This is a genomic window from Arcanobacterium urinimassiliense (genome assembly GCF_900119495.1).
GTDB classification, from domain to species: domain Bacteria; phylum Actinomycetota; class Actinomycetes; order Actinomycetales; family Actinomycetaceae; genus Arcanobacterium_A; species Arcanobacterium_A urinimassiliense.
The window spans coordinates 551258-563093 of sequence record NZ_LT632435.1 but is presented as its reverse complement, the minus strand read 5'-3'; the positions used below and the strand labels follow the sequence as shown (position 1 = coordinate 563093).

12 protein-coding genes are annotated in these 11836 nt (G+C 50.6%); all 12 read right to left on the bottom strand.

Annotation, left to right across the window (positions count from 1 at the left end; all coding sequences use genetic code 11):
- Nucleotides 1–9: 9 nt before the first annotated feature.
- The 12 genes from glmM to map all read right to left on the bottom strand — a co-directional run bounded on the left by glmM (nucleotide 10) and on the right by map (nucleotide 11774).
- On the bottom strand, nucleotides 10–1341 hold the full coding sequence (gene glmM / locus BQ7117_RS02605; protein WP_073996065.1) for a phosphoglucosamine mutase: 1332 nt from the start codon (nucleotides 1339–1341) through the stop codon (nucleotides 10–12).
- 287 nt (nucleotides 1342–1628) lie between these two features.
- The gene (gene rpsI / locus BQ7117_RS02600; protein WP_073996064.1) at nucleotides 1629–2117 is read right to left on the bottom strand and encodes a 30S ribosomal protein S9; all 489 of its coding nucleotides are present in this window, start codon (nucleotides 2115–2117) and stop codon (nucleotides 1629–1631) included.
- A 56-nt stretch (nucleotides 2118–2173) separates the two neighbouring features.
- Entirely contained in the window at nucleotides 2174–2617 is a 444-nt protein-coding gene (rplM, locus tag BQ7117_RS02595; RefSeq protein WP_073996063.1) for a 50S ribosomal protein L13, read from the bottom strand.
- Nucleotides 2618–2838: 221 nt separating this feature from the next.
- Nucleotides 2839–3774 carry a tRNA pseudouridine(38-40) synthase TruA gene (gene truA / locus BQ7117_RS02590; protein WP_073996062.1) on the bottom strand — a complete coding sequence of 312 codons (936 nt, stop codon included), beginning with the start codon at nucleotides 3772–3774 and terminating at the stop codon, nucleotides 2839–2841.
- Nucleotides 3775–3870: 96 nt separating this feature from the next.
- On the bottom strand, nucleotides 3871–4404 hold the full coding sequence (gene rplQ, locus BQ7117_RS02585) for a 50S ribosomal protein L17 (protein WP_073996061.1): 534 nt from the start codon (nucleotides 4402–4404) through the stop codon (nucleotides 3871–3873).
- A 29-nt stretch (nucleotides 4405–4433) separates the two neighbouring features.
- The gene (locus tag BQ7117_RS02580; RefSeq protein WP_073996060.1) at nucleotides 4434–5435 is read right to left on the bottom strand and encodes a DNA-directed RNA polymerase subunit alpha; all 1002 of its coding nucleotides are present in this window, start codon (nucleotides 5433–5435) and stop codon (nucleotides 4434–4436) included.
- Between the two features lie 106 nt (nucleotides 5436–5541).
- Nucleotides 5542–5937 (bottom strand): 30S ribosomal protein S11, encoded by a 396-nt coding sequence (rpsK, locus tag BQ7117_RS02575; RefSeq protein WP_073996059.1) that lies wholly within the window; start codon nucleotides 5935–5937, stop codon nucleotides 5542–5544.
- 44 nt (nucleotides 5938–5981) lie between these two features.
- Nucleotides 5982–6353, bottom strand: a complete 372-nt coding sequence (rpsM, locus tag BQ7117_RS02570) for a 30S ribosomal protein S13 (RefSeq protein WP_073996058.1) — start codon at nucleotides 6351–6353, stop codon at nucleotides 5982–5984.
- Between the two features lie 137 nt (nucleotides 6354–6490).
- Nucleotides 6491–6604, bottom strand: a complete 114-nt coding sequence (gene rpmJ / locus BQ7117_RS02565) for a 50S ribosomal protein L36 (protein ID WP_073996057.1) — start codon at nucleotides 6602–6604, stop codon at nucleotides 6491–6493.
- Nucleotides 6605–6680: 76 nt separating this feature from the next.
- Complete coding sequence (gene infA / locus BQ7117_RS02560; protein ID WP_073996056.1) at nucleotides 6681–6902, bottom strand: translation initiation factor IF-1; 222 nt, start codon at nucleotides 6900–6902, stop codon at nucleotides 6681–6683.
- Between the two features lie 263 nt (nucleotides 6903–7165).
- A complete protein-coding gene (locus BQ7117_RS02555) occupies nucleotides 7166–10672 on the bottom strand; it encodes a CAP domain-containing protein (RefSeq protein WP_073996055.1) in 3507 nt (1168 codons plus the stop codon).
- A gap of 265 nt (nucleotides 10673–10937) precedes the next feature.
- Nucleotides 10938–11774, bottom strand: coding sequence for a type I methionyl aminopeptidase (map, locus tag BQ7117_RS02550; protein WP_143273952.1), 837 nt, complete (start codon nucleotides 11772–11774; stop codon nucleotides 10938–10940).
- Between the last annotated feature and the right edge of the window lie 62 nt (nucleotides 11775–11836).

Here is an 11836-nt window from a genome sequence, read left to right as displayed (position 1 = left end):
ATGCAAACCTTAGAGAGAAATTTTTTCTTTTACGACCCCGGCCAAGTAGGCGGCAGCGGCATCAGATTTCTCCTGCGTCTCCGCTTCCACCATTACCCGCACCAAGGGTTCGGTGCCGGAAGCGCGCAAGAGTACTCGCCCGGTCTGCCCAAGATCACTTTCCACCTCTGCCACTTCTTTTGCCAACTCTGATACCCGCGTCTTATCTACATTAGGTACATTCACCAAGCTCTGCGGCAATTTCTTCACAAACTCCACCATCTCATGCAAAGACTGGCCATGCCGAGCAATTTGCGAAGCTACTAGTACAGCAGTAAGGGTGCCGTCACCTGTGGTGGCATGATCGAGATTAATAATATGCCCGGACTGCTCACCACCGAGGTTGTAGCCTTTTGCCAGCATCTCTTCTAGCACGTAGCGATCTCCTACCTTAGTGGATACCGTCTTAATTCCTTTATCTTTCATCGCCAGATGCAGCCCGAGATTCGACATCACCGTCAATACCAGGGTATTGCGCTTTAATCGACCCTCTTCTTTCATCGTAACTGCCAGCATACCCATAATTTGGTCGCCATCGACTAATACGCCGTTCTTATCCACAGCTAGACAGCGATCGGCATCCCCGTCAAAAGCGAAACCAAAATCAGCATGCGTAGCTACAGTCAACGCCTGCAACTGCTCCGGATGAGTAGAGCCGCAGTTATCGTTAATATTTTTCCCATCGGGAGCCGCATTGATGACCACTACATCTGCTCCCAACTTTTGGAATACGCGCGGAGCTACATCAGAAGCAGCCCCGTTAGCACAATCCAAAGCAATCCGTAGCCCGTGTAGCGGCGTACCACAACGAATCAGGTGATCCATATAGTAACGATCCGACACTAATACATTTTCAGCTACGCGCCCTACGGCCTCCCCAATCGGATGCTCCCATTCTGTGGAAAGCGCTTTTTCAATTTCGTCTTCAATCGCATCGTCAAGTTTGAAGCCATCGCCATTAATGAACTTAATGCCGTTATCTTGCATTGGATTGTGCGAAGCAGAAATTACTACTCCCAAATCGTAATCTTGTTCGCAAGTAAGATAGGCGACGCCGGGAGTGGGAATCTCATTGACGTGCTCCACATCTATTCCCGCACTCGCCAATCCAGCCGCCATAGCGTGAGAAAGCATTGCCGAAGACTGCCGGGTATCGCGCCCGATAACTGCGCGGCGGCGGCCGCCAGAACTGTGCCCCGCCAAGACCCGGGCAGCAGCTGCACCTAACTGTAGAGCAAATTCTGCAGTTAAATCCTTATTAGCTAATCCCCGTACTCCGTCAGTTCCAAATAAACGTGCCATTATTTCTCCTTTATAAGCAGGTAGTTCTAGGCGTAATCTCTATAAGCCCACTTGCGCACTCAACGTCACTATTATTCCACTTCTGAGCTTTTTCTGGGCGCGACACAGCCCAATAAGAAACATTTGCATACTATGCAGATATTTTCGCAGGCTAACTATTTAGAAAATTCGGGTGGCACCAGAAGTGCGGGCAAATTTCTCATGCCGCTGCCCTCTTTAAAAAATTCTCCGCCCCGAATAAAAAAATTGGGGAGGAGCAGCAGCTCCTCCCCAATAAAAAGTGTTGTTTAACGCTTGGAGAACTGGGAAGCCTTGCGGGCTTTCTTTAGACCAGCCTTCTTGCGCTCTACAGCGCGAGAATCGCGAGTAAGGAATCCGGCTTTCTTCAGTGCCGGACGATTCGCTTCCCGATCAATTTCGTTCAGGGCCCGAGCAATTCCCAGACGCACCGCGCCGGCTTGCCCGGAAGGGCCTCCTCCATTGATACGCGCGATTACGTCGAAGCGACCGACTAAATCGAGCAGTACGAAAGGAGAATTAATGAGCTGCTGATGCAGCTTATTGGGGAAATAATCTTCTAGGGTGCGACCATTAATGGTCCAATTTCCCGTGCCCGGAACTAAACGGACGCGGGCTACTGCGCTCTTACGCCGCCCTAATCCTTGCCCGGGAGCAGTCAGAGAAACCCCCTGACCAGTCTGCGGAGCTTCGCTCTCGCTGGTATATGAGCTGAGATTCTCTTCCAGCTCTTCAGTTTCTACGGTGGTGTCAGCCACGGTACTCCTTAAAATCTAAACGGTTGTTTTCGAAGCCGTTGAGGACTCCAAAATAATTACTGGGCAATCTTGGTCAGTTCGAAAGGAACCGGCTGCTGAGCTTGATGCGGATGCTCAGCTCCTCGATATACCTTAAGCCGAGAAATCTGGCTGCGCCCTAATCTATTCTTCGGCAGCATACCGGCGATTGCTTTTATTACTGCTTTCTCCGGATTCTCTGCCAATAATTCCGCGTATGAAGTAGCCTTTAACCCACCCGGGTACCCCGAGTGATGATAAGCCTTTTTCTGCTCGCGCTTAGAACCAGTCAGAGCCACCTTATCTGCGTTAATAATGATGACGAAATCGCCAAGATCCGCATGGGGAGCAAATGTCGGCTTATGCTTCCCACGGAGCAGAGGGGCAACTTGAGCTGCCAAACGGCCCAGGACGACGTCAGTAGCATCAACAATGTACCACTTGTGTTCAATATCGCCGGGCTTCGGTGTATACGTACGCACTATCGTAGCCTTCGTTTCTTAAGTCTGTGGGCAGAGTCTGTAAGAGTAATATCTGCCCGATGGTCAAGATTAACTGCTGCGCTTAATTTGGGACGAGTGGGAAATTATCCACAAACATACACAACGATATATAACTCTATCTTTTCCGCTTCCACCCGTCAAAGAAACTAAGAAGGCTGTGAGAGGTTTCATGCTAAAACAGCTACACCTCTCCACGCATACTAATCTCCCCGATAGCGCCGCGCGCGCTGTGCCTGCGCCGCATACTCAGAAGGCGGCGGATAGCCCACTTCCGCTAAAGTCAATCCATGTGCCGGCGCACATACCGTTTCGCCGGTACGCTTCTGAGCGCGCAAAGATTCCGCTGGCCAATCTTCCGCCCGCCGGCCTCTACCTACTTCTATTAATGCTCCTACCAGCATCCGCACCTGCGAGTGGCAAAAAGCATCAGCCTGCACCTGTGCAGCTAAAATTCCACTTTCTTGCCGAGAAAACTGCAATTTTAGTAAAGTGCGCACGCTGGAAGCTCCCGGGCGGGGCCGGCAAAAAGAAGTAAAATCATGCTCTCCGAGCAAGGGAAGCGCTGCCCGATTCATCCGCTCTATATCGAGTTCTTCTGGTATCCAGAGCACATCTAGCCGCGCCGGATTCCAATGCTCTACTCCGTCAGCCAGTAAATACACGTATTTACGCCACAGCGCCGAAAACCGCGCATCGAAATCAGCCGGCACTTTTTCTACCCGTGTAATCACCACATCACTGTAGCCCCGAATAGGTAAATTTGCCGCCACTGCCCCCGCAGCCACCGGTTCCGTATTTTCCTCGCCTCGGCAATATTCCCAATATGCCCGCGCCAGCAGGGAATTAGCTCGCCGGCGCAGCACATCTGCAGGCAAGTAATTAGCTCTCCCAGGTAGCTGCTCCCAGAGTGTAGCTGGGAGATCGAAATGTGCTACTTGCCCAGCCGCATGCACTCCCGCATCGGTGCGCCCAGCTACTGTAAGCGAAATAGGAATTCGCAGTATTGTACTCAAGACTTTTTCAATTTCCCCTTGCACAGTACGAAGCCCGGGCTGGCAGGCCCAACCGTGAAATTGCCGCCCCTGATAGCTAATCTGCAAGCGAATCCGCATTTTCTCGCTGCTCTCTTCTCCCATAGATTTAGCTTTCCACACTCTCAGAACTCGGTCAAAATAGGTAAATTAAAGGCGGGGAAACACTGAGGATTCCCCGCCTAAAATTTTAGAGTTTAATTATTTTTCCGCATCGGCGTCTTCGGCTTCAGCTTTTTCGGCTTCCACTTCTTCCGCTGCTGCTTCTACTTCTTCTACGACTTCCGCCGCTTCTCCAGTAGCTTCTACAGCTTCCGGTGCTTCCACGGCCTCCGGATCAGCCGGCGCCGCTTTCTTTGCTTCTTTCTTATCCGCAATCTCATCTAGTACCAAAGAGATTTCGGCTAAAGGAGCATTATCGCCTTTCCGATTCGGCAATTTAATAGTGCGGGTGTAGCCACCGTCGCGATTGGCAAACTTCGGAGCTAACTCTTCAAAAAGAATATAAGCAGCTTCCCGGTCGCGCAGCACTTTCAAAGCTAAACGACGATTGTGGGTATCCCCTTTCTTCGCCTTAGTAATCAGCTTTTCAATATGAGGGCGCACCCGCTTTGCTTTCGCTTCTGTGGTTTTAATAGATCCGTTGTAAATGAGCTCCTTGCACAGATTGGCAATGATGAGGCGCTCATGCGCTGGCGATCCTCCCAGACGCGGTCCCTTGGTGGGCTTAGGCATTTATATCTCCTACAAATTTTAAGTGCGTTTTACTGCACGTCGTCACTAAAAGTCATGGAATAGCTGTCATCAGCAAAATTGGAAACGAAAGGTCCGGGAGTATCCCGCAGATGTAAATCCATCTTCTCCAGTTCCGCTTTCACATCTTCGATAGATTTAGCACCAAAATTACGGATATCTAGCAGATCCGCCTCCGAACGCATCACTAGCTCACCGATGGTGTGAATTCCTTCGCGCTGTAAGCAGTTCTGCGAACGAGCTGGCAGATTCAGAATCGTAATCGGCCGCTGTAAATCCGAAGACTGCTGCTCCGGTACCGGCGGTTCTTTCAGCTCTAGACCTTCTACTTCTTCGTTGAGCTCGGTACACAGACCAAAGAGCTCTACCAAAGTCTTGCCGGCAGAAGCAAAAGCATCCCGCGGCGCCATAGAAGGCTTGGTTTCTACATCTACGATTAACCGGTCGAAATCAGTGCGCTGCCCTACTCGAGTAGCCTCTACTTTATAAGAAACACGCACTACCGGAGAGTAAATAGAATCTACCGGAATTCGCCCGATTTCATAGTCAGGAGAATTGTTCTGAGCAGCCGATACGTATCCACGCCCGCGCTCCACAGTGAGATCTATTTCCAGTTTCCCTTTTTCATTCAGAGTAGCAATCACTAAATCTGGATTGTGAATTTCTACGCCCGCGGGCGGAGTAATATCCGAAGCTAGCACCTGCCCCGGCCCTTGCTTACGCAAGTACATCGAAACCGGCTCATCGTGCTCGGAAGTGACCACTAATTCTTTTATATTAAGGATAATTTCCGCTACATCTTCTTTACAGCCTTCAATAGTGGAAAATTCGTGCAATACGCCGTCGATATTAATCGAGGTGACTGCCGCTCCCGGTATGGAGCTCAGTAGAGTCCGCCGCAGGGAGTTACCCAGCGTATATCCGAAACCAGGCTCTAGCGGTTCCAGAGTAAAACGAGAACGAATCTCGGAAGTTTTATCTTCGGTCAGCGTAGGCCGCTGTTCAATAATCACTATTTTTTCCTTTCACAGGCGCCCGCTATATGACGCCTCTCAGTGTTCCATCTGCCTAACAGTTGGATGGGCAATAAGCCCGAGGAGGGGCAAAAAGCCCCGGATATCAAACGCGACGGCGCTTGGGAGGACGGCATCCATTATGAGCTTGCGGAGTGACATCAGATATCGAAGTCACTTCTAAGCCGGAAGCAGTCAAAGAACGAATCGCGGTTTCCCGGCCAGAACCGGGGCCTTTTACGAATACATCTACTTTCTTAACTCCCTGATCCATAGCCCGGCGAGCTGCATTTTCTGCGGCTAGCTGCGCAGCATACGGAGTAGATTTACGCGAACCCTTAAAGCCCACCATGCCGGCAGAGCAAGAAGCGATTACTTCTCCGTTCGGATCGGTTATAGACACAATCGTATTGTTGAAGGTCGACTTAATATGAGCCTGACCAATAGTAATATTTTTGCGCACATTGCGACGCGGCTTGCGCGTCTGAGTCTTGGGTGGCATTTACATAATCTCCTGAAACTATTTTCCGAATACCGGATTTCCTCTTAAGCCTTCTTCTTACCAGCAACCGTACGCTTTGGCCCCTTGCGGGTACGCGCGTTCGTCTTTGTACGCTGCCCATGTACGGGAAGACCCCGACGATGCCGCAGGCCCTGGTAACAACCGATTTCTACCTTCCGGCGAATATTTGCCTGCACTTCGCGGCGCAAATCGCCTTCTACTTGGAAATTCTCATCGATAAATTCTTTGAGCTTTACGAGCTCTTCTTCAGTGAGATCCTTTACGCGGGTATCTGGATTCACCCCTGTAGCGGCCAGAGCTTTCAAAGAACTGGGACGCCCAATGCCGTAAATATAAGTGAGCGCAATCTCCACTCGCTTTTCACGAGGTAAATCAACGCCTGCTAAACGTGCCATATTATGTGGCTCCTATTTTCTATCCCGAAGGTGTGTAGCACTGCCATCTCGTTTTTCACCACGAGCCCTAGCCTTCGGACTAAGGGTTGCATTTCGCCGGCAATGCTTCTTACTGCTTTTTCTAAGCGAAACGCCAGTTATCCCTGACGCTGCTTATGCCGCGGATTGGTGCAAATTACCATCACCGTGCCCTTGCGGCGCACGATCTTGCAACTATCACAAATCCGTTTCACGCTTGGTTTGACCTTCATATGTGTCTTTCCTTTGCTGCCGTTCCTTTTGCAGATAAGACCGGCAACGGATCTTACTCTGCGAGAATCCGCCTATTTACTTATATCGGTAAACAATGCGGCCACGATTAAGATCGTAAGGAGTAAGTTCTACTACCACTCGATCTTCCGGAAGGATCTTGATGTAGTGCTGACGCATCTTACCGGAGATGTGGGCGAGCACCACGTGCCCGTTCTCCAACTCCACCTGAAACATCGCATTCGGCAGTGCTTCCAGCACTGTGCCTTCTACTTCGATGACGCCTTCTTTTTTCGCCATATTTCCCGCTTACTTCCTATCTTTTTCTCTGAACTGCAGCTAATGCTACCGCTCATGCACAACTGCCTAAATACAGATGCGCCAATGCTCCAGTCTAGCCGAAAAAATGCTGGAAAATAAAGGCGAAAAGAGGTGTATCTCATCACGCCAAATAGCCGAATCCACCTTAATAAAAAGTTGCGGGGCCAGACGCCGCCTCAATTACTTCTGGCTTTACCTGACCCCGCAGCTAGCAGTTCACTAGTTTCCGCTAAGCTATTTACTTACGCATGATGCTTGCCGCGCCTTGCCAGCATTGCTCCACCAGCTAGCGCAATCAGTGCCGCACCAGCTAACTCTGATCCAAGGAAACCAGTTTGAGCAAGTGGCTTAGTCGCTGCCGGATCAGCGGAATTCACCGGCGCTACCGCCACAGAAGCATTAGCTGCAGCAGCAATCACGGTAAATTCTTTACTAATGGCCCGGCCAGTTTCTTTTCCAGTTGCAGTTACCGTATGCTTTCCGAGCGCAAAATTGGCTGGAACCTTCCAAGCAATACGCGCCATGCCGTCCGCACCGGCTACAACCCGCCCAGCATAGACAACCTCAGAACGCACATGGAAATCTACCTGTTCACCGGCATCGAACCCGCCGACAGTAAACAGCATCGTACTTCCCTGCTGTATCTGGGTGGCAGAAAGCGTGATATTTACCGGATGTAACTCATTATAATGTTGCTGCGCTGCTTGCAGTGCCGTTTGCGCCTGATGCAAGAGTTTCTGCGCAGTAGCTACTTCTTCCTGCTTTACCTGCAGTTTTTCTTGTGCTTTCTGAGCAGCTTCTGCGGCCTTAGCAGCCGCTTCTTGTGCGCTACGCACAATATTGAACTTCGCCGGTAAATCGTAGGCATTTAAGTGCGCATTATCGGTTGGCATCCCGTTTTGTAAAGCTGCCGCAGAATCTACCGCTGCCAAGTACTCCGCGCGCGCATTCGCCGCCTGAGCTTCCTGCTGTGCACTAGCAACTGCCGCTTCTTGCTTCGAAATATCATCTTTTGCTGCCTGCAACTGAGCTTGGGCCTTTTGTAGGGCTTCATCTGCGCTTGTTACAGCTGCCAAGGCCTTTTCGTGCTTAGCCTGAGCTTCTTGCAAAGGCGTCAACTGGGCTTGGGCCGCTTGCAACCGACTGGCCGCCTGCTCTACCGCAGCTTGTGCAGTATTTACATCCGTTTGCGCCGTTTGAACTGCCGCAGCTGCCTGTTCCTTAGCGGCAGTGGCTTTCTGCGCCTTCGCCTTGGCATCTTCTACTTTAGCGATTGCGTCCTGCTGTTTAGCCTGCGCCTGCGCTAAATCTGCTTTCGCAGTCTCCAAATTTGCCTTGGCGTCCCGCAATGCAGTGCCGCCTTCAATGTTCTCTATCACCTTGGTTTTTTCATCTACCAAAGCCTGCTTGCTCTGCACAGCTGCTGCTGCTTTATTCACCAATTCTTGTGCTGCAGCGGCAGCAGAATCAGCATCATTCTTTGCGGTTTGTTTATCCGTAACCGCCTGACTGGCCGCAGCAACTACCGGCTGCTGCGCCTGGACGGCAGCTTCCGCCTGCGTCTGTGCCTCCCGGGCAGTGGCAATAGCAGCTTCCGCTACTCGCAAATCTTCTTCATTCTTTTGCAGAGTTTGCGCAGCTGTAGCTGCGGCAGCATCTGCCGCATTCTTTTCACTCTGCCGGGCCGCCAAGGTGGCCGCCGCCGTACTTTGCTCCGTCTTAGCTGTTTCTAAAGCCTTTAGTGCCGCCTCATATTCCTGCTGCACTTGCGGATCTCCGCCCGACTTCTTCGCCAGCAAATCATTGTAATATGCCATGAAGCGGGCAGTGTATTCTTCAACTGAGAAACTTTTACCCTTCACATTAGAGCTCAGCACCATCGAATGTACAAATTGAGATTTAATCCGAGGATCCTTGTATGTTTCGGCTGAACGAGCTGCGTATCCAATAACCTTACTATCTTCTACATATGGCCCTGACATGCGGGAATCTCCCCACATCAGATCATCCACCAGATTGGTATAGTGCCCTACGGCTGCTCTCCCTGCCAAATTCGGATCATTCTTAATTATGTCGTCCATCTGCTTCCGGCTAGTTGCTCCTTGGGCGCGCAACTTATCAAATAATACTTTTTCTTCATCCCACCAACCTTTTAAAGCGTCTTTCGAAGTCGGCTTGTAAGAAGGACTACTAGATGCAGCGCTAAACAGATTCTCATAGTGATCTCTATAAACTCGCGAGTGCCCACCACGCTTCGAAGAGTAATTGGCATTTGCTTGTGCTATAGCCATGGAATAGTCATCAATTTGCAGCAAGGAAAGCTTGCGGCCATCAATACCGCCATCCCTTTGCCGCTTAGCATTTATTTCCGCTATTTGTTCGAGAGAGAACTTCATATTCTCCAAAGTACGCGCGTCATCATTCCCAAAAATTTGTGGATTATACTCAGCGTGGACTCCCTGCGGTTTGGTTAATACTTCCAGGGCCTCTTGGGAGCCCATTGCCTCGTAAAAGCCCGCAGCTCCGCGATCCCACTGTTTTTGGGCATCTGCCTTGCTGGTATCGTTATCCACAGCCGCTTTCGCCGCCGCTACGCGCTGCTCCGCCGCAGCGACGGCAGCATCTGCTGCGTTCTTAGCTTCCTGCGCCGCCGCTAATGTGGTGCCCGCATTTTGTGCCTTTTGCTTAGCTTCCGCATCTTTAGCCCGGGCCGCCGCTAAGCTAGCCTGTAAAGCATCTCGCTTGGAGGTAGCTGCTTCCAGTTTAGCTTTCGCTTCTTCCTGCTGCTTTTGCAGCTCGGCAAGTTGAGCGCGCGCCGCTGCTTCCGCCTGCTTAGCCTGCTCTAAATCTGCCTTTGCCGCGCTAGCTTTCTCATTTAAAGTAGCTAGGTCTGCTTTCGCCTGCTTCTCAGCTTCTTGTGCCTGGGCAAGTTGCTTCTGTGCTTCACTCAGTTCAGCTTGTGCCTGCTGTAATGCAGCTCCAGCGCTACTTTCCAACTGCGCTACCTGCGCGGTAAGATCTTCCACCTTTTTCTGAGCAGTTTGCACAGCCTTATCTGCCGCATCCTGAGTTTGCTTGGCAGCTTGCAGATCCTTATCGGCTTGGCTACTCGCCTCTGCCTGCGCAGCTGCATCCTTCTGCAGCTGCGTTAGTTTATCTGCCGCCTGCTTCTGAGTAGCTTCTGCATCAGCTTTCGCCTGCTCTGCTTTAGCTACTTCTTCTTTGGCCTGGGTAATTTTCCCCTCATCTACAGCTGGATTAGCAGCTAACTCATTTGCTGCCGTTTCCTTGGCTTGGCTCGCCTTATCTACTTGCTCACTAGCTGCCTCTTTAGCTTTCTGTGCGCTTTCTAAAGCACTGCGAGTAGCTGCTTCTTTCTGCGCAGCTGCCGTGGCTTTCTGCTTACTATCTGCCTGCGCCTGCGTCAAAGCAGTTACAGCAGCAGATTCGCTTTTCTTAGCCTTATCTTGCGCCGCAGCCGCATCATCTTGCAGCTGTTTAGCTGCTTTGGCGGCCTCTGCTTCTTCCTGCTTCTTTGCATCAAAATCGGATTGCGCCCGAGCGGCGTCTTGCTTAGCAGCTTCTAGCTCTTGCTTTGATTCCGCTGCCGGATCAACGGTCTGCTGAGCATTTCCTTCATTTTCATTGGTTACAACGGGAACTTCCGAATCTGCCATAGCTACGGGAGCGGTAATAGTGAGCGCTGCGACTGCTGCTACAGCTCCGGCTTTTTTGGATGAGGTTCTCATAGTACTTTCTTGCCTACCTTATTGTAAGTAAAGTTCTTCTATCCCTATCAGCATAATAAAAACTCTGATAACGGGCGGAAAAGTCTTTAATTTAGAGCTTCTAGCCTAATGAATTACCCCACGAGTAAATACTCATTTAGGACTAAAGCCCAAGATAAAAATAAAGGAAAGTAAACCGACAAAACTGCCACGAAAAGTTCGTACATCGCGAAATACCTGTGCTTCGCGAAATATAGAAAATATAGAAGTGCTGATCTCCTCGAAATTAAAGCGGAACCGGAGTGATTCCAAACCGAGCTAGCTCTGCCGCTCCACCATCTGGAGCAGAAAGCACCCAGATTCCACCCTCATGTAAAGCGACCTCATGCTCCCAGTGGCAAGCATCTGAACCATCTTGCGTCTTTACTGTCCATTCATCGCTCAGCGTATAATTAGCTTGCTTTCCTGCGGTGAAAATTGGTTCAATGCAAAGCACCATACCTGGGCGTAAACGAGCGCCCCGGCCACGAGTACGGTAATTAAGCACAGTAGGCTCCATATGCATAGCTGTGCCGATGCCATGCCCAGTAAAATTTTCCACTATATCGGGGCGTTCCGCAGGAGGAATATCCATCACATAGTCATCTATAGCTCGGCCGATATCACCCACATATTTTTCCTGCGCCATAGCGGCTATACCGTACCAGAGAGCTTCTTCCGTAACAGCAGAAAGCTGCGAGCGCACCTGCCGCACCGCCGGATCGCCGCCGGGAAGTACCGTAGTAAAGCAAGCATCTCCATGCCAGCCTGATAATACAGCTCCACAATCTAAAGAAACTAAGTCACCCGGCTGGAGCACTTCCTCCCCCGGAATTCCGTGTACTACCGTATCGTTTATAGATATGCAGGTCTGGCGCGGATAGCCGTAGTATCCATAAAAATTGGATTTAGCTCCGTGCGCTGCTAAAACTTCCCGCGCAATATCGTCTAGTTCCCCAGTTGTAATACCGGGGCGAATTGCTTCTCGCAATGCTTGATGAATATCAGCTACTACCAGAGCTGCTCGGCGAATAGCGAGAATCTCCGTATTATTCCAATATTTAATACCCGCTTCTCGCCGCATTACCGACACCCCTATATCGCCAATCTTTTCTAATTAGCTCTTTTAAATTTAACGTTTCAGTT